At 38.9% G+C, this 19342-nt stretch carries 17 protein-coding genes; 15 read left to right on the top strand and 2 right to left on the bottom strand.

All coding sequences use genetic code 11. From position 1 onward, the window contains the following. Positions 1–189: 189 nt before the first annotated feature. From IGJ90_RS07610 to ybaK, 4 genes are all read left to right on the top strand, one after another. On the top strand, positions 190–1941 hold the full coding sequence (locus IGJ90_RS07610) for an ABC transporter ATP-binding protein (protein ID WP_174121048.1): 1752 nt from the start codon (positions 190–192) through the stop codon (positions 1939–1941). Beyond that, positions 1941–3725: an ABC transporter ATP-binding protein gene (locus tag IGJ90_RS07605; protein ID WP_438767895.1), complete on the top strand. Its 1785-nt coding sequence runs from the start codon at positions 1941–1943 to the stop codon at positions 3723–3725. The genes IGJ90_RS07610 and IGJ90_RS07605 overlap by 1 nt, the downstream gene beginning before the upstream one ends. A 155-nt stretch (positions 3726–3880) precedes the next feature. Then, on the top strand, positions 3881–4642 hold the full coding sequence (gene aroD / locus IGJ90_RS07600) for a type I 3-dehydroquinate dehydratase (protein ID WP_002365737.1): 762 nt from the start codon (positions 3881–3883) through the stop codon (positions 4640–4642). Continuing rightward, positions 4639–5154: a Cys-tRNA(Pro) deacylase gene (gene ybaK, locus IGJ90_RS07595; RefSeq protein WP_002397353.1), complete on the top strand. Its 516-nt coding sequence runs from the start codon at positions 4639–4641 to the stop codon at positions 5152–5154. The genes aroD and ybaK overlap by 4 nt, the downstream gene beginning before the upstream one ends. A gap of 129 nt (positions 5155–5283) precedes the next feature. Here the strand turns inward: ybaK and IGJ90_RS07590 are convergent, their stop codons facing one another. Beyond that, the gene (locus IGJ90_RS07590) at positions 5284–5691 is read right to left on the bottom strand and encodes a ribonuclease HI family protein (protein ID WP_002357402.1); all 408 of its coding nucleotides are present in this window, start codon (positions 5689–5691) and stop codon (positions 5284–5286) included. A 100-nt stretch (positions 5692–5791) separates the two neighbouring features. Between IGJ90_RS07590 and IGJ90_RS07585 the strand changes: the two genes are divergently transcribed. Further along, positions 5792–6253: an EbsA family protein gene (locus tag IGJ90_RS07585; RefSeq protein WP_010712512.1), complete on the top strand. Its 462-nt coding sequence runs from the start codon at positions 5792–5794 to the stop codon at positions 6251–6253. A 104-nt stretch (positions 6254–6357) separates the two neighbouring features. On the opposite strand, the gene IGJ90_RS07580 is transcribed toward IGJ90_RS07585, so the two are convergent. Beyond that, entirely contained in the window at positions 6358–6564 is a 207-nt protein-coding gene (locus tag IGJ90_RS07580; protein ID WP_002357404.1) for a cold-shock protein, read from the bottom strand. A gap of 178 nt (positions 6565–6742) precedes the next feature. Between IGJ90_RS07580 and IGJ90_RS07575 the strand changes: the two genes are divergently transcribed. The 10 genes from IGJ90_RS07575 (at position 6743) to carB (ending at position 19267) form a co-directional block, all read left to right on the top strand. Beyond that, positions 6743–8413 (top strand): formate--tetrahydrofolate ligase, encoded by a 1671-nt coding sequence (locus tag IGJ90_RS07575; RefSeq protein WP_002371060.1) that lies wholly within the window; start codon positions 6743–6745, stop codon positions 8411–8413. Positions 8414–8517: 104 nt separating this feature from the next. Then, complete coding sequence (locus IGJ90_RS07570; RefSeq protein ID WP_002360173.1) at positions 8518–9222, top strand: CBS domain-containing protein; 705 nt, start codon at positions 8518–8520, stop codon at positions 9220–9222. Positions 9223–9227: 5 nt separating this feature from the next. Then, a complete protein-coding gene (gene lspA / locus IGJ90_RS07565) occupies positions 9228–9704 on the top strand; it encodes a signal peptidase II (protein WP_002360174.1) in 477 nt (158 codons plus the stop codon). Next, on the top strand, positions 9691–10596 hold the full coding sequence (locus tag IGJ90_RS07560; RefSeq protein ID WP_002357408.1) for an RluA family pseudouridine synthase: 906 nt from the start codon (positions 9691–9693) through the stop codon (positions 10594–10596). The genes lspA and IGJ90_RS07560 overlap by 14 nt, the downstream gene beginning before the upstream one ends. Before the next feature lie 338 nt (positions 10597–10934). Then, positions 10935–11474: a bifunctional pyr operon transcriptional regulator/uracil phosphoribosyltransferase PyrR gene (gene pyrR, locus IGJ90_RS07555; RefSeq protein ID WP_301280621.1), complete on the top strand. Its 540-nt coding sequence runs from the start codon at positions 10935–10937 to the stop codon at positions 11472–11474. Positions 11475–11490: 16 nt separating this feature from the next. Continuing rightward, a complete protein-coding gene (locus IGJ90_RS07550; protein WP_002357410.1) occupies positions 11491–12771 on the top strand; it encodes a solute carrier family 23 protein in 1281 nt (426 codons plus the stop codon). 13 nt (positions 12772–12784) lie between these two features. Then, positions 12785–13711 (top strand): aspartate carbamoyltransferase catalytic subunit, encoded by a 927-nt coding sequence (locus IGJ90_RS07545; RefSeq protein WP_002357411.1) that lies wholly within the window; start codon positions 12785–12787, stop codon positions 13709–13711. Positions 13712–13719: 8 nt separating this feature from the next. Continuing rightward, on the top strand, positions 13720–15003 hold the full coding sequence (locus IGJ90_RS07540) for a dihydroorotase (RefSeq protein ID WP_438767892.1): 1284 nt from the start codon (positions 13720–13722) through the stop codon (positions 15001–15003). A 2-nt stretch (positions 15004–15005) separates the two neighbouring features. Next, positions 15006–16085, top strand: a complete 1080-nt coding sequence (locus IGJ90_RS07535; RefSeq protein ID WP_002360175.1) for a carbamoyl phosphate synthase small subunit — start codon at positions 15006–15008, stop codon at positions 16083–16085. Then, positions 16085–19267 carry a carbamoyl-phosphate synthase large subunit gene (gene carB / locus IGJ90_RS07530; protein WP_438767890.1) on the top strand — a complete coding sequence of 1061 codons (3183 nt, stop codon included), beginning with the start codon at positions 16085–16087 and terminating at the stop codon, positions 19265–19267. The genes IGJ90_RS07535 and carB overlap by 1 nt, the downstream gene beginning before the upstream one ends. Positions 19268–19342 lie beyond the last annotated feature (75 nt).

Here is a 19342-nt window from a genome sequence, read left to right as displayed (position 1 = left end):
ATTCAGGTAATCATGAATAAGTGTAAAAACGGGCTGATTTTCAGTCCGTTTTTTTGTTGTTTTGCGGGAGAATAGGATAATCTAGGAGGAAAAGAGCGAAACGTTTAATCAAAAACAACAATAACGAAGAAACCTTCTAGCTCGAAAGTAGTCTTCGTAGAACAACAAAGTAAAAGGAGGGACAACTGAATGTCCATATTCAAAAAATTAGGCTGGTTTTTTAAGCAAGAGAAAAAAAGTTATATTATTGGGGTTTTCTCATTAATGATGGTCGCTCTTGTTCAATTAGTCCCGCCCAAAGTTATTGGCGTCGTTGTAGATGAAATCGTTAACAAAGAAATTCGCTTAACGAAAATTATCGTGTGGGTTGCACTCTTGATTGGTGCTGGGCTTGCCCAATATCTTTTTCGCTATATTTGGCGGATGCATATTTGGGGGAGTGCGGCTCGTTTGGAAAAAGAGCTACGGACTCTATTATTTCATCATTTCACAAAAATGGATAGCATCTTTTATCAGAAATATCGGACAGGTGACTTGATGGCGCATGCAACCAATGATTTAAATGCCATCCAAAATGTGGCTGGAGCTGGGATTTTAACATTTGCTGACTCTGTGATTACGGGAGGAACAACGATTATCGCAATGGTTCTATTTGTCGATTGGCGCTTAACATTAATTGCTTTATTACCGCTGCCTTTATTAGCGGTCACCTCACGAGTTCTAGGTTCTAAGTTGCATGATGCCTTTCGAGATTCACAAGCTGCTTTTTCAGCGATTAATGATAAAACACAAGAAAGTATCACTGGAATTAAAGTCATTAAAACATTTGGGCAAGAAAAAGAAGATCTTGCTGATTTTACAGAGAAAATTGATGATGCTATCGTCAAAAATAAACGAACGAACTTTTTAGATGCACTGTTTGATCCGTTTATTACGCTGATTATTGGTGTTTCTTATGTTTTGACAATTATTATTGGTGGTCGTTTCATCATGGAAGGAACGATTAGTTTAGGTCAGTTGGTCTCTTTCATTGCCTATATTGGGATGCTAGTTTGGCCAATGTTTGCAATTGGGCGCTTATTTAATGTGTTAGAACGTGGGAATGCTAGTTACGATCGTGTGAACGAATTATTACATGAAAAAACGCATATTATCGAACGAAAAGATGCCATCAAAACAATGGCGCAAGGAACAATTTCAATGAAGATTGATTCTTTTTCTTATCCAAAAGAAGAGGCAGTGGCGTTGGAAAATATCCAATTTTCGTTGCAAGAAGGAGAAACTTTGGGGATTGTTGGTAAAACAGGCGCTGGTAAAACCACTATTTTGAAGTTGTTGATGCGTGAATATGACCAATACCAAGGAACGATTTCCTTTGGAAAACATAACATTAAAAATTACACATTAGATGCATTGATGGGTGCAATGGGGTACGTGCCACAGGACCACTTTCTCTTTTCCATGACGGTACGAGATAACATTCGTTTTGCTAAACCAGACTTGGAACAAGCAGCAGTTGAACAAGCGGCAGCATTAGCATTTATTAACCAAGAAATTAAAGCATTCCCTGAAGGCTATGACACAATGGTTGGGGAACGTGGCGTTTCGCTTTCTGGAGGACAAAAACAACGGATTTCTATTGCACGGGCCTTGATTGTTGAACCAGAATTGTTAATTTTAGACGATGCCTTATCTGCAGTCGATGCGAAGACTGAAGAGGCGATTTTATCAAATCTAAAAGAAACGCGCCAAGAAAAAACCACTATCATTACAGCGCATCGTTTAAGTAGTGTCATGCATGCCAAAGAAATCTTAGTGTTGGATGAAGGGAAAATTATTGAACGGGGGACGCATCAGGAGTTACTGGCTCAGAAGGGTTGGTATCAGCGGATGTGGGAAAAACAGCAATTAGAAGCGAAAATTGAAGGGAGTGAGAGTTAATGGAAGAAAAGTATCAATCCGAATGGTCCAGAGAATTACCGATGAAAGAACAATTAACGATTGTTCAGCGTTTGTTTTGTTTTGCCAAACCGTTTCGACGCATGTTTTACACAGCTATTCTCTTTGCATTTGGCTTATCAATTATCAATATTCTTTTGCCTAGAGTCATTCAAGTTTTTATGGATAATTATTTAACGCCTAAAACTGCTACAATGCAAGTGATTCTAACTTTTGCTGCTATTTATTTCTTTGGTGTCATTGTCAAAAGTATTGTTTGGTTTTTCCAATGGTATTTGTATTCGATGGCTTCTTTAAAAACGTATCAATATATACGAGTGAAATTATTTGAAAAATTACACACTTTAGGTATGCGTTATTTTGATCAAACACCAGCGGGTTCGACGGTGTCTCGTGTTACAAATGACACAGAAACATTGTTTGAATTCTGGTATGTATTCCTAATGGTGATTACAGGAATTTTTGCCGTAATCTCGTCATTTTTTGCAATGTTTCAACTCAGTCCAGAAATCTCATTTTATTGTCTAATTTTCTTGCCGATTTTATTAGTTGTGATTTGGTATTACCAAAAATTTAGTTCAAAATTATATCGCAGTATGCGGGAAAAATTAAGTCAATTAAACACCAAACTAAATGAATACATCTCTGGGATGCAAATCATTCAACAATTTCGCCAAGAAAAGCGTTTGGAAAAAGAATTTGAGGAAACCAATGATGATTATTTAAAAACACGAGTAGCAATGATTCGTATGAATTCGTTATTATTAAGTCCCATCATTAATTTGTTGTATACGTTGGCGATTGCATTGGCCTTAACTATGTTTGGCATCGATGCTTTACATTCTCCTGTAGAAGCGGGGATGATTTATGCTTTTGTAACGTATGTCCAAGCTTTTTTTAATCCGATGACGCAAATGATGGACTTCCTAAGTATCTTTACAGATGGGATTGTCGCAGGTAGCCGTATTTTAAAAATTATGGATACGGAAGAATTAACGCCGCAACAATCAGTAGGTGCGAGTGGGGAAATTATTCGCGGGAAAATTGAATTTCGCAATGTTACTTTTTCTTATGACGGCAAAAACGAAGTATTGAAAAATATTAGCTTTGTTGCAAATCCCGGGGAAACCGTCGCTTTAGTCGGTCATACTGGAAGTGGTAAAAGTTCAATTATTAATGTACTCATGCGTTTCTATGAATTTTATGAAGGGCAGATTTTAATTGATGATCGTGATATTCGTGATTTTCCCATGACAGAATTACGGGAAAAGATGGGCTTAGTATTACAGGACGCTTTCATGTTTTATGGAGATATTGCTGGAAATATCCGTTTACTGAATCCAAACATCACAGATGAACAAATTAAACAGGCTGCGGAATTTGTTCAGGCGGATAAATTTATCCACACGTTACCCAATACCTATCATGCGAAAGTCATTGAACGAGGAGCTAGTTATTCTAGCGGACAACGTCAATTAATTTCGTTTGCACGAACGATTGTGACTGATCCCAAAATTTTAGTTTTAGATGAAGCAACCGCTAATATTGATACAGAAACAGAAGGATTGATTCAAGAAGGATTAGCCAAAATGCGTCAAGGGAGAACGACAATTGCGATTGCGCATCGCCTTTCGACGATTCGTGACGCAAACTTGATTTTAGTTTTAGACAAAGGGCAGATTGTAGAACGAGGAACGCACGAAACGTTACTGGCAGAAGGTGGCCTTTATGCGGATATGTATCAGTTACAAAGTACGGAAGTTTAACGTAACAATAGAAAGAGTTAAATAACCTAAACAAAGGCATTTAGTGTTAGGAAATTCCTAATTCTAGGTGTCTTTGTAGCTCTTTAAATTGCAAAAAAGAATAGAAATGGTATGATATGAAGAGAGAAAAACAAACGAGGAAGTTAGGTGGAACTGTGAAGCCAGTTATAGTCAAAAATGTGCGAATAGGTGAAGGGAATCCCAAAATTGTGGTGCCCATTGTTGCTCCAACAGCCGAGGATATTTTGGCCGAAGCAACGGCGAGCCAAACACTAGATTGTGATTTGGTAGAATGGCGTTTAGACTATTATGAAAATGTCGCTGATTTTTCCGATGTATGTAATCTTTCACAACAAGTAATGGAACGGTTGGGGCAAAAACCGTTATTGTTAACTTTTCGTACACAAAAAGAAGGCGGCGAAATGGCTTTTTCTGAGGAAAATTATTTTGCTTTGTATCATGAATTAGTGAAAAAGGGTGCGTTGGATTTATTAGATATTGAATTATTTGCGAATCCGCTGGCGGCAGATACGTTAATTTACGAAGCTAAAAAGATGGGGATTAAAATTGTTCTCTGTAATCACGACTTTCAGAAAACACCGTCGCAAGAGGAGATTGTCGCGCGGTTACGCCAAATGCAAATGCGTCAGGCGGATATTTGTAAAATAGCTGTGATGCCACAAGATGCGACAGATGTACTTACGTTACTTTCAGCAACCAATGAAATGTACACTCATTATGCATCCGTCCCAATCGTTACTATGTCAATGGGACAGTTAGGGATGATTAGTCGCGTAACAGGTCAACTGTTCGGGTCGGCACTAACTTTTGGCTCAGCCCAGCAAGCGTCCGCACCGGGCCAACTATCCGTACAAGTATTAAGAAATTATTTAAAGACATTCGAACAAAACAAGTGATTCAGAAGGTGAAAAAAGTGGCAAAGAAAAAAACACAACAAAAAACGAATGCGATGCGCATGGTAGAACAACATAAAGTACCATATAAAGAATATGAATTCGCTTGGAGCGAAGATCATTTAAGTGCAGAAAGTGTCGCTGAAAGTTTAGGTATTGACAAAGGACGAATTTTTAAAACCTTGGTTACAGTAGGTAATAAAACAGGTCCAGTCGTGGCTGTCATTCCTGGTAATCAAGAATTAGATTTGAAAAAATTAGCGAAAGCTAGTGGTAACAAAAAGGTAGAAATGCTTCACTTAAAAGATTTAGAAGCAACCACAGGCTATATTCGTGGGGGCTGTTCACCAATTGGGATGAAAAAACAATTTCCCACCTATTTGGCTGAAGAAGCTCAACAATATTCTGCAATTATTGTTTCTGCAGGCAAACGTGGCATGCAAATTGAATTAGCGCCTGAAGCAATCCTTTCGCTAACCAATGGACAATTTGCGGAAATAACGACAAAAGAATAAGTGGCTATAAGAAGAAGTCGAGACAGAACCGTTTATCTGTTTTTAAACGTGGAGCAAAAATCACTAGGGATTTTTGCTCCACGTGTTTAATTATCAAATTAATAAAGGAAAAGCATTAAGTAAACAGTGCTACTTTTTATTGGGATAAAATTTTTGTAATGCTTGCCGTGCGAGCATATCGGCCGCTTTGTTTTGACTTTCAGGTAGCCATTTGATTAAGAGCAAAGGAAAATTCTTTTCTAGTTGTTGATATTCTGCTAAATAAGGCTGGTACTTTTCATTTTTAGCATAGTTTTTTTCAATTGTTTGGACAACAATTTTACTATCTGAGTGGAGAAGAACGGTTTGTTGATTGTCTTCATTGGCAATCGCTTGTTTTAAAGCTTCAATCAGCACTTTAAATTCGGCTTCGTGATTACTAACAATGCCTAGAGGCACATGCAATTGTTGCCGCGATTGGTCGGTGAGGTAAACGATACCGCCGCCAGATTCACCTGGATTGCCTTTTGTTGCAGCATCTACATAAATTCTTAACATAAAATTACTCCTAATTTCTTTTTGTTCTTAAAAAAAGTATGTTACTATTATAACATATTTAAATTTAGCGGCGTTGATCCAGAAGTAGTGAGGGCACTTTATGAAAAAACAGAAATTCTATTGGCAGCCAGAATTAGCATCAACAATTATTTACTGGTCTTGCACATTTTGTATATTATTTATTAGTTTAATTTTAGCATTGGAAAATAATGGTCCTTACTTGATTAGTAATCTGGTGATGGTTCCATTTTTTGTGTTTGCTTATCTAGGAATTGCGCGGTCTTTTAACCTGACAGAAACATCTTTAATTGTCAGAGATGTTTTATGGTTTCGCAAAAAAGCACTTCCGCTTTCTCAGATAGAAAAAGTAACCTACAATGAAAAAAGCATCGAAATTTTTTCCTCAGAATTTAAGGAAGGCTCAAAAGTCTTTTTAATGAAAAAGAAAACGATTCCGTTATTTCTTGAGGCACTTAAGATAAAAAAGCCTGAATTGAAGGTAGCAGAAGATCATTCTTTGGGCCTTCATAAAAAAGAAGAAAAAAACAAGAGTGAGTCATAAGTCGAAACGACTGGTGACCCACTCTCAAAATCTTAAAATAATCAGCTGAAACAAACGCTACGTTTACTTACTTTTTGGAGCTAAGCGCTGTTGGTTCAGCTTTTTTAGTTATCTATTTTTTTGACATGTGCTGCTTGTAGCCCACGATTGCCTTCCATTATCTCGAATTCTACAGATTGATTCTCATCAAGTGATTTGAATCCGTCACCTTCTATAGCAGTGAAGTGGACAAAAATCTCATCTTCTTCGTTGTAAACGATAAAACCATAACCTTTTCTGTTATCGAACCATTTGACAATTCCTTTTTGCATCCAATTCACGCTCCTTTTAGATTTGTAAAGACACTTTCATTATACGAGAAAAGGCTACCAAACGTCAATGGTTGGGTTGTTTAAAAAAGGTTATTCTAGCCATTCTATTCAATACAAGCTATAATTTAAAAGAAACAATGTGTCACAAAGACGATAAAGAATTGAAAAGGGGTCCGTTATGAAGACAGATATTAACATTGCACAAGCAGCAACATTAAAACCTATTCAAGAGATTGCCGAAACAATCGGTCTTTCAGAAGATTCGCTCGAACTTTATGGAAAATACAAAGCGAAAATAGATTTCCCAACGCTTCAATCCTTAGAAGCGAAGCCAGAAGGTAAATTAATCCTCGTTACATCGATTAATCCAACACCAGCAGGAGAAGGAAAATCAACCGTGACCATTGGTTTAGGAGATGCATTAAATCAAATCAATAAAAAAACAGTTATTGCCCTAAGAGAACCATCATTAGGTCCTGTGATGGGGATTAAAGGTGGCGCAACAGGTGGTGGTTACGCACAAGTATTACCAATGGAAGAAATCAATTTGCATTTTACTGGTGATATGCATGCGATTACGACAGCCAATAATGCCTTAGCTGCGTTACTAGATAATCATTTACAGCAAGGAAATGAATTAAAGATTGATTCTCGACGGGTGATTTGGAAACGGGCAGTGGATCTAAATGATCGTGCGCTCAGACAGGTCGTTGTTGGTTTAGGCGGTCCTTTCCAAGGTGTACCAAGAGAAGACGGTTTCGATATTACTGTGGCAAGCGAAATTATGGCGATTCTTTGTTTAGCGCAAAATTTAACGGACTTAAAAGAACGCTTAAGTCGGATTATTGTCGCCTATAATGACCAAAGAGAGCCGGTGACGGTTAAAGATTTAAACGTGGCAGGTGCGCTGACTTTATTATTAAAAGACGCCTTAAAACCTAATTTAGTTCAAACGATTGAAGGAACTCCAGCTTTTGTTCACGGTGGTCCTTTTGCCAATATCGCTCATGGATGTAACAGTATTTTAGCGACAAAAACAGCTTTGCATCTAGGGGATTATGTCGTAACAGAAGCAGGTTTTGGTGGCGACTTAGGTGGCGAAAAATTTTTAGATATTAAAGTACCTTCTTTAGGAAAAGCACCCGATGCCGTTGTGATTGTGGCAACGATTCGCGCGTTGAAAATGCATGGCGGTTTGGCGAAAGATCAGTTAGCAGAAGAAAATTTACCAGCGTTACAAAAAGGCTTTGCCAACTTAGAAAAACATATTCAAAACATGCAACGTTATGATGTACCAGTAGTTGTTGCAATTAATGAGTTTACACAGGATACAGAGAAGGAAATTCAACTGTTGAAAGAAGCCTGCCAAGCGTTAGGCGTGCCCGTCGAGTTAACAAGTGTTTGGGCGCAAGGTGGCGCAGGTGGCACGAATCTAGCGAAAACAGTAGTAGCAGAGATTGAAGCCAATACAAAACAGTTTCAACCTTTATATAATCCTCGCCAAACAATTGAAGAAAAAATTCAAGCCATTGTACAAACGATTTACGGCGGGGAACAGGCGATTTTTTCTCCGAAAGCACAAAAGCAAATTGCAGACTTTACAAAAAATGGTTGGGATCAATTACCAATCTGCATGGCGAAGACACAGTATTCACTTTCTGACGATCCTCAAAAATTAGGACGGCCAGAAGGATTTACGATTACGATTCGTGAGCTAGTTCCAAAAATCGGTGCAGGGTTTATCGTGGCGTTAACGGGTGACATTTTAACGATGCCTGGCTTGCCGAAAGTTCCTGCTGCGTTAAATATGGATGTGGACGAAACGGGTCAAGCGAGCGGTCTCTTTTAAAGCCGCTCTTTCCTGAGACCTATTTTTAGTATATACTTGAAAGTAGCTCAATAAAAAATAATGACGGAAATTTATTGCGTAGTTTATTATAAGGAGCAACGACTATGGGGGAACGAGCAGATACATTTTTAGCACACTTTAATCGCATTGAAAAGTGGATGAGAGAGAGACTGAATAATCCTGTCAATATGGGATTCAGTGAAATGACAAGACGTCTTTCCCGAAAAGAAAAAGGACAGATTGCTCAATTTGAAGAGGATTTGCTTCAAATGGCTCAGTTAAGAAATGCCATCGTTCATGAGCGAATTGCTGATGATTTTGTAATTGCAGAGCCAAACGAATGGGCAGTTCAACGAATTGAAACGATTGAACAAGCTTTAACAAAACCAGAAAAAGTAGTGCCTAAATTTGCGAAACGTGTTACAGCTTTTGAAATCACCACTTCTTTAGAAACGTTATTAACGATTATTGCAAAAAAACAATATTCTCAATTTCCGATTTATGAAAAAGGTGTATTTAAAGGATTAATCACGGTTCGAGGGATTGGTGTATGGTTTGCCATTGAGAGCACCAAAGGCGAAGTTCACATTGCCAACCGAACGGTGCGAGAATTGTTGGCATCAAATTATAAACGCAGCAACTATCAATTTGTTTCAATTGAAGCAACCGTTTTTGAAGTTGAACAAATGTTTCGGGAGCAGCCACGCTTAGAAGCTGTGCTTATTAGTAAAAGTGGCCATCCTAACGGTGAGTTAGTAGGCATTGTTCGACCAAGAGATTTAGCAAGTATTCATAGAGAAAAGGAATGACGCGATTGTTAGTAGTATATTTTTTAATCAGTGCCTTATTAGTAGGGCTTGACCAATGGAGCAAATATTTGACGGTCCAAAACATTTCTTTGGGTGAAACAAAAGAATTCATTCCTGGATTTTTGTCGCTGACCCATTTAAGAAATACCGGAGCTGCTTGGAGCTTATTAGAAGGAAAGATGATATTCTTTTATGTCATCACAGTAATTGTTAGTGTCGTGATTATTTATTTATTAATTAAGAATTATAAAAAAAGTATCTGGTATTCTGTAGGTTTATCTTTTGTCTTAGCAGGTGCCATTGGGAATTTTATTGATCGTGTACGGTTAGGCTACGTGGTGGACATGCTCCAAACGGATTTTATGAATTTTCCTATTTTTAATGTTGCAGATAGTACGTTAGTGGTCGGCGTTATTTGTATATTTATTTATTTGATTTTAGATGAAAAAGCAGCAAAGGAAGGCAAAAATGGAACAAATTAACGTAACGATTCAAACAGAAAAAGGCCGGATTGACAAAGTATTAAGTGAACATTTACCCAATCATTCCCGCTCGCAAATTCAACAATGGTTAAAAGAAAAACACGTAACAGTTAACGGTGAAACGGTCCGCGCAAATTACAAAGTTACAGCAGGCGATGAAATTGTTGTAACAATTCCTGAACCAGAAGTGCTAGATATGGTAGCAGAGGATATTCCTTTGACCATTGTTTATGAAGACAATGATGTGATTGTCGTCAACAAACCTCAAGGCATGGTCGTTCATCCTTCGGCAGGGCATCCCAAGGGTACATTAGTGAACGCGTTACTTCATCATGCGGATCACTTATCGGCGATTAATGATGTGGTGCGACCGGGAATTGTTCATCGAATTGATAAAGATACTTCGGGGCTATTGATGGTGGCTAAAAATGATCAAGCCCATGAATCATTAGCGAAACAGCTAAAAGAAAAAACATCGTTACGTAAATACGTTGCCTTGGTCCACGGTGTTATTCCTCACGATAAGGGAGAAATAAATGCGCCTATTGGTCGTTCCAAGGTTGACCGCAAAATGCAAGCGGTCATTGAAGGCGGTAAAGAAGCAGTCACGCATTTTACTGTTTTAGAGCGTTTTGATGCATTTACCTTAGTTGAATTACAACTAGAAACAGGCCGGACACATCAAATCCGTGTTCACATGAAATATATCGGTTATCCATTAGCTGGAGATCCATTATATGGACCGAAAAAAACATTGCCTGGCAATGGACAATTTTTACATGCGAAGTTATTAGGCTTTACACATCCTACTACAGGTGAACAATTAGTCTTTGAAGCACCTTTACCAGAAGTTTTTGAAAAAACTTTACACCAATTAAGAAATAATCATTGATTTTTTTCTGAAGAAGAGGTAAACTCTTTTTTAAGAAGAAAAATAACTAAATAACTGTAACCTTTAAGTTTAGTCCCGTGAGGCTAAGAAGGAATCATGCAAAAGAACACTAGGTGCGCTTAGTTAGTAAGTTGTGTGGGCTACATGGTACCCTTGTACCTTTTTAAACTGTAACCAACATCCTCCTATCCTCATACGGGTAGGAGGATTTTTTGTTGGAAAAAATAACAGGACAATTTCAATAAAAATCCACTTATTTTTCAGCTGCTCAATTGAAGGAAGAATCGCTGACCCCAAGACAGCGAGGACGTAGATAAAAAAGAAATGAGGAGGAAATTATTATGCCAAAGAAAGAAGTTGTTGACGCAGTCACAATGAAACGAGCGCTTACTCGAATCTCGTATGAAATTATTGAAAGAAACAAAGGAATTCAAGACATTGTTTTAGTAGGAATTAAAACGCGTGGGATATACATTGCACAACGTCTAGCCGAACGCTTAAAACAATTAGAAGATATTGACGTGCCAGTTGGTGAATTAGATATTACTTTGTATCGTGATGATGTGAAAGATATGGAGGAACCTGAATTACATTCTTCTGACGTACCAGTCTCAATTGAAGGTAAAGAAGTTATTTTAGTGGATGATGTCTTGTACACGGGCCGGACCATTCGTGCTGCGATGGATGCTGTTATGGATTTAGGTCGTCCGAGAAAAATCTCTTTAGCAGTCTTAGTAGATCGTGGGCATCGGGAACTACCGATTCGTGCCGATTATGTAGGAAAAAATATTCCAACATCAAAAACTGAGGAAATTATTGTGGAAATGGAAGAGCGTGACGGCGCAGATCGTATTATGATCAGTAAAGGAAACGAATAAAAAGGAGTGAACAACGTTGTCAGAAAAAGAATTTCGAAATGAGGATGCAGTCTTAGATATTAAAGACAGACCGCAAGCTTTTCACTGGGTTGGCCTAAGTTTACAACATTTATTTACGATGTTTGGCGCAACGGTTTTAGTACCAATCTTAGTGGGAATTGACCCAGGGATTGCGTTAGTCAGTTCAGGATTAGGAACAATGGTCTATCTGATTACTACAAAAGGAAAAATCCCCGCTTATCTTGGCAGTAGCTTTGCTTTTATTGCAGCGATGCAGATGTTAATGAAGAGTGATGGTTATCCAGCCATTGCCCAAGGTGCTATGACAACCGGCTTGGTATACCTAATCGTTTCATTAATCATTAAAAAAATTGGTTCCGACTGGTTGGATAAAATTTTACCGCCTATCGTTGTAGGACCTGTCGTGATGGTTATCGGTTTAGGCTTGGCTGCTAACGCCGCAAATAACGCAATGTATAACAACAACGTTTATGATTTTAAATATATTGCCGTAGCCTTAATTACTTTAGGCTTAACCATTTTTTACAACATGTTTTTCAAAGGCTTCTTAGGATTAATTCCAATTCTTTTGGGAATTGTTAGTGGGTATCTAGTCGCTTTAGCTTTCGGAATTATTGACTTAACCCCTATTAAAGAAGCTGCTTGGTTTGCTTTACCGAATTTTGAAGTACCTTTTGTTCAATATGAACCGAAATTGTATTTAAATGCCATTACAACAATGGCACCAATTGCTTTTGTAACAATGACAGAACATATTGGTCATTTAATGGTCTTGAATAAATTAACCAAGCGCAACTTTTTCCAAGACCCAGGCTTATCTAAAACTTTAATGGGAGATGGCTTAGCGCAAATTGTAGCAGGTTTTGTTGGTGGACCACCAGTTACAAGTTATGGTGAAAATATCGGCGTGCTGGCAATTACAAGAGTACACAGTGTCTTCGTGATTGGTGGAGCCGCGGTGTTCGCTGTAGCTTTAGGATTTGTTGGAAAATTAAGTGCCTTGATTCTAAGTATCCCAGGACCAGTTATTTCAGGAATTAGTTTCGTCTTGTTCGGTGTGATTGCCGCAAGTGGTTTGAAAATCTTAATCGATAATAAGATTAATTTTGATAAGAAAAAGAATTTATTGATTGCTTCAGTAATTTTAGTCATCGGCATTGGTGGCTTAGTCTTCAAAGTAGGAACCTTTGAATTGTCTTCAATGGCATTAGCAACCGTCTTAGGAATTGTTTTGAATTTAATTTTACCGGAAAACGCACGTAGCGAAGAACAGTAGGAGGACTGGACGAATGATTATTACATCTGAACGAATTAGTTTAAAACATCTTTTAACTGCTGAGGCTTTAACCGACCGTGAAGTCATGGGGTTAATCCGTCGCGCAGGAGAATTTAAACAGGGGGCAAAATGGCACCCAGAAGAACGTCAATATTTTGCAACAAACTTGTTTTTTGAAAATAGTACTCGAACACATAAAAGTTTTGAGGTAGCTGAGAAAAAATTAGGCTTAGAAGTGATTGAGTTTGAAGCAAGTAGAAGTTCTGTTCAAAAAGGAGAAACGTTATACGATACAGTACTAACGATGTCGGCAATTGGTGTAGATGTAGCAGTCATTCGTCATGGTAAAGAAAATTATTACGATGAATTGATTCAAAGTAAAACGATTCAATGTTCTATTATTAACGGTGGGGACGGGAGTGGACAACACCCTACACAATGTTTATTGGATCTGATGACTATTTATGAAGAATTTGGTGGATTTGAAGGCTTGAAAGTGGCGATTGTGGGAGATATTACACATTCTCGCGTTGCTAAATCAAATATGCAGTTATTAAACCGTTTAGGCGCTGAAATTTATTTTTCAGGTCCAGAAGAGTGGTACGATCATCAGTTTGATGTCTATGGACAATATGTGCCATTAGATGAAATTGTTGAAAAAGTCGATGTGATGATGTTGCTGCGCGTGCAACACGAACGTCATGATGGTAAGGAAAGTTTTTCAAAAGAAGGCTATCATTTGGAATATGGTTTAACCAACGAACGGGCAACTCGTTTACAGAAACACGCAATTATTATGCATCCAGCGCCAGTCAATCGGGATGTTGAACTGGCAGATGAATTAGTGGAAAGTCTGCAATCAAGAATCGTCGCGCAAATGAGTAACGGAGTCTTTATGCGCATGGCAATTTTAGAAGCAATTTTACATGGAAAGGCCTAGGTGGAGAAATGAAGACGTTAATTAAGAATGGAAAAATCATCAAAAAAGAGAATCAATTGATTGAGGCAGCACTTTGGCTAGAAAATGGTGTGATTCACGCAATCGGGGAATCGTTTGACGAAGCAGATTTTGAGCAAGTGTTTGATGCGAAAGGGCAACTAATCACGCCAGGCTTGTTCGATGTGCATGTTCACTTTAGAGAACCAGGCTTTACGTATAAAGAAACGATTAAAACGGGTAGTAAAGCTGCTGCTCGCGGTGGTTTTACTACGGTTTGCGCAATGCCCAATTTGAATCCAGTACCAGATACGGCTGAAAAATTAAGTGAGGTTTACGACTTAATTCAAAAAGATGCAGTCGTGAAAGTTTTACAATATGCCCCCATTACAGAAGAGCTACGGAGTGAAGTTTTAACCAATCAGAAGGCCTTAAAAGAAGCGGGCGCCTTTGCATTTACGAATGATGGTGTTGGTGTCCAAACGGCAGGAACGATGTACTTAGCCATGAAAGAAGCGGCTGCATTAGATATGGCACTTGTTGCGCACACGGAAGATGAATCTTTATTATTTGGTGGTGTGATGCATGAAGGCGAAGTTTCTAAGAAATTAGGCCTACCAGGGATTTTAAGTGCAACGGAAGCTTCACAAATTGCTCGGGATATTACTTTAGCAAAAGAAACAGGCGTTCATTATCATGTTTGTCATGTTTCAACAGAAGAAAGCGTGCGCGTTATTCGGGATGCTAAAAAAGCAGGGATTCACGTAACAGCCGAAGTTTCGCCACACCATTTAATTTTAGTCGATGAGGATATTCCTGGTGACGAAGGGTTTTGGAAAATGAACCCGCCATTACGTGGTTTAGCAGATCGACAAGCATTGATTGACGGCTTGTTAGATGGCACGATTGACTGTATTGCTACCGACCATGCGCCCCATGGTTTAGAAGAAAAACAACAATCATTTTTAAACGCACCTTTTGGCATTGTCGGTAGTGAAACGGCCTTCCAATTGATTTATACGAACTTTGTCGAAACAGGCATTTTCACATTAGAACAAGTGATTGATTGGATGGCAGTGAAACCGGCAGAAATTTTTGGATTAAACGCAGGAACACTAACAATTGGTGCACCAGCAGATATTGCAGTTTTTGACTTAGCAACAGCTGCACCAATTGATGCAGAAGCATTTGAATCAATGGCTGTCAATACACCATTTACAGGGTGGACAGTCAAAGGAAAGACACTTATGACATTTGTTGACGGAGCATTAGCTTGGTCGGAGGAGGCGCAGTAGGTTTGAAAAGGTTATTGATTTTAGAAGACGGAACAGTATTTGAAGGAAAAGCGTTTGGTGCAGAAGGCAATGTAGTAGGAGAAGTTGTTTTTACTACTGGCATGACGGGTTACCAAGAAGCAATTACTGACCAAAGTTTTAATGGACAAATGATTACTTTTACGTATCCATTAGTTGGAAATTACGGGGTCAACCGAGATGATTATGAATCCATTGCACCAACCTGTAAAGGTGTCATTGTTAAAGAGCATGCGCGGGTTGCTTCAAATTGGCGTCAACAAATGACCTTAGATGAATTTTTAAAGCGCAAAGGGATTCCGGGAATTTCAGGAATTGATACGCGTGCGCTGACTCGTAAGTTGCGATCAGCTGGAACAATGAAAGGGAGCATCATTGATGCCGTGGATGATTTGCCGCATGCGTTTGATCAATTAAAAGCGACAGTCATGCCGAAAAATCAAGTGGCACAAGTCTCCACCACTAAGCCTTATCCGAGTCCAGGTATTGGGCGTAATGTGGTCGTCGTTGATTTTGGGTTGAAACATAGTATTTTGCGAGAATTATCAAAACGGCAATGCAACTTAACCGTGTTGCCTTATAATACAACGGCCGAAGAGATTTTAGAATTAAGTCCCGATGGTGTCATGTTGACAAATGGGCCTGGAGATCCCAAAGATGTGCCTGAAGCTATTGAAATGATTCAAGCAATCCAAGGAAAAGTTCCAATTTTCGGCATCTGCTTAGGTCATCAGTTATTTTCATTAGCGAATGGTGCGGATACGTATAAGATGAAGTTTGGACATCGCGGTTTGAATCATCCTGTACGAGAAATTGCAACAGGACGCATTGATTTCACTTCACAAAACCACGGATATGCCGTAGATGAAGCAACAATTGATCCAGAAAAATTACTTGTGACCCACGTGGAAGTCAATGATGGAACGGTTGAAGGCGTGCGTCATCGAGATTATCCTGCTTTTACTGTGCAATATCACCCAGATGCGGCTCCAGGACCGCACGATGGTCTTCATTTATTTGACGAATTTATGGAATTAATGGATGCATGGAAGGAGCAAAACTAATGCCAAAACGAACGGACATCAAGAAAATCATGGTGATTGGTTCAGGACCAATCATTATTGGACAAGCAGCAGAATTTGACTATGCAGGCACACAAGCCTGTTTAGCGCTAAAAGAAGAAGGGTATGAAGTTGTCTTAGTAAACTCAAATCCAGCGACTATCATGACCGATAAGGAAATCGCGGATCATGTTTATATCGAACCGATTACTTTAGAATTTGTTTCAAGAATTTTGCGAAAAGAACGTCCTGATGCTCTTCTACCAACATTAGGTGGTCAAACTGGATTAAATATGGCGATGGAATTATCGGAATCAGGAATTTTAGATGAGCTAAATGTAGAATTGCTAGGAACAAAGCTCAGTGCGATTGACCAAGCGGAAGACCGTGATTTATTTAAACAATTGATGGAAGAATTAGAACAACCGATTCCAGAAAGTGAAATTGTCAATACGGTGGAACAAGCCGTGGCTTTTGCCAAACGAATTGGCTATCCAATTATCGTTCGTCCCGCATTTACTTTAGGTGGAACAGGCGGCGGCATGTGTGATACGGAAGAAGAACTCCGTCAGATTGCCGAAAACGGTCTGAAATTATCACCAGTTACACAATGTTTAATTGAAAAAAGTATTGCTGGTTTTAAAGAAATTGAATATGAAGTGATGCGTGATTCGGCTGATAATGCGATTGTGGTTTGTAACATGGAAAACTTTGATCCTGTCGGCATTCACACTGGGGATTCGATTGTTTTTGCTCCGAGTCAAACCTTATCAGATTATGAATACCAAATGTTGCGAGATGCGTCCTTGAAAATTATTCGTGCATTAAAAATTGAAGGTGGCTGTAATGTTCAATTAGCTTTGGATCCACATAGCTTTAATTATTATGTGATTGAAGTGAATCCTCGTGTTTCTCGTTCATCTGCACTTGCTAGCAAAGCCACAGGGTATCCCATTGCGAAGTTAGCTGCAAAAATTGCTGTTGGTTTAACATTAGATGAAATGAAAAATCCAGTTACTGGAACCACTTATGCCGAATTTGAACCCGCTTTGGACTATGTTGTTTCCAAAATTCCTCGCTGGCCTTTTGACAAATTTGAAAAAGGTGCTCGAGAACTAGGAACACAAATGAAAGCAACCGGGGGAGTCATGGCAATTGGCCGCAATATTGAAGAATCCTTATTAAAAGCAGTTCGTTCTTTAGAAATTGGTGCTTATCACAACGAGTTAGAAGAACTAAGTCATGTCAGTGATTTAGAATTAACGAAGAAAATGGTCCATGCGCAAGATGATCGATTGTTCTACTTATCAGAAGCCATTCGCAGAGGATATAGCATCGAAGAATTACAAAGTTTAACGAAAATTGATTTATTCTTCTTGGATAAACTTTTACACATTATCGAAATTGAAACGACCCTTGAAAGTCACGTGAACAACGTAGCTGTCTTGAAAGAAGCCAAACAAAATGGCTTTTCTGATCGGAAAATCGCAGCACTTTGGGGGCAAACAGAGCAAGCCATCGCTGACTTCCGCAGAGCCAATCAAATTGTGCCCGTCTATAAAATGGTGGATACGTGTGCTGCAGAGTTTGAATCACATACGCCTTATTTTTATAGCACGTATGAAGTGGAAAACGAAAGCAATGTTTCGAAAAAGCCTTCTGTACTAGTATTAGGTTCTGGTCCCATTCGCATTGGTCAAGGGGTCGAGTTTGATTATGCAACGGTTCATTCTGTCAAAGCAATCCAAGCGGCTGGTTATGAAGCAATTATTATGAATAGTAATCCTGAAACAGTTTCAACAGATTTCTCTGTTTCTGATAAATTATACTTTGAGCCATTAACTTTAGAAGACGTCATGAATGTGATTGATCTAGAAAATCCGATTGGCGTGATCGTCCAATTTGGTGGACAAACAGCGATTAATTTAGCTGAGCCGCTCACAAAACAAGGCGTTAAAATTCTTGGAACAACGATTGAAGATTTAGATCGTGCGGAAAATCGTGATTTATTTGAACAAGCTTTGCAAGAGTTAGCGATTCCTCAACCACCAGGAGATACGGCCACAAGTGCAGAAGAAGCAGTCGTGATTGCTGATCGTATCGGCTATCCCGTTTTAGTTCGTCCAAGTTATGTTTTAGGTGGTCGTGCAATGGAAATTGTCGAAAATCAAAAGGATTTGGAAGATTATATGCGACACGCAGTCAAAGCTTCTCCAGAACATCCTGTCTTGGTTGATAGCTATTTATTGGGACAGGAATGTGAAGTTGATGCCATTTGTGATGGTGAAACAGTACTAATTCCAGGGATTATGGAACATATTGAACGAGCTGGCGTGCATTCTGGCGATTCAATGGCGGTTTATCCACCGCAGTATCTTTCTCAAGAAATTCAAGCAACGATTGCCGATTATACAAAAAAACTGGCACTTGGTTTAAACTGTGTAGGTATGATGAATATTCAATTTGTTATTCATGAAAATCGTGTTTATGTGATTGAAGTGAATCCTCGTGCGAGTCGAACAGTTCCTTTCTTAAGTAAAATCACAGGGATTCCGATGGCCCAAGTTGCTACAAAAGCGATTCTTGGTGAGAAACTGACTGACCTAGGATATCAAGATGGATTATATCCTGAAAGTAAACAAGTTCATGTGAAAGCCCCTGTGTTCTCCTTTACGAAACTACAAAAAGTAGATACGTACTTAGGGCCTGAAATGAAATCAACTGGGGAAGTTATGGGTAGTGATTATTATTTAGAAAAAGCCTTGTATAAAGCCTTTGAAGCATCTGGCTTGCATTTGCCAAGTTATGGGGCTGTACTTTTCACCATTGCTGATGAAACAAAAGAAGAGGCGTTAGAAATTGCTAAGCGTTTTTCAGCAATTGGCTATAGTTTAGTCGCAACGGAAGGAACTGCTGACTTTTTAGCGAAGCATCACTTGCCTGTTAAGAAAGTGACGAAAATTTCTAATCCTGAAGGGGAAACCGTGCTGGATGTCATTCGCAACGGGAATGCACAAGTGGTAATCAATACCATGGATAAAAATCGTTCCAGTGCCAACCAAGATGGGTTTTCAATCCGTCGGGAAGCAGTCGAACATGGGATTCCATTGTTTACCTCACTTGACACAGCAAATGCGATTTTAAAAGTTTTAGAATCAAGAGCCTTTACGACAGAAGCCATTTAAGCAAAAATCTGGAACAATCGTCTGAGGAGGACTGTTCCAGATTCTTTTACGAAGAAATAGAAAATCATTTATAGG

Origin of the sequence: Enterococcus sp. AZ129, from assembly GCF_051714505.1 — a bacterium.
GTDB classification, from domain to species: domain Bacteria; phylum Bacillota; class Bacilli; order Lactobacillales; family Enterococcaceae; genus Enterococcus; species Enterococcus faecalis.
Note: the sequence above shows the minus strand (reverse complement) of the source record. Positions and strands in the feature narration are given on the sequence as shown.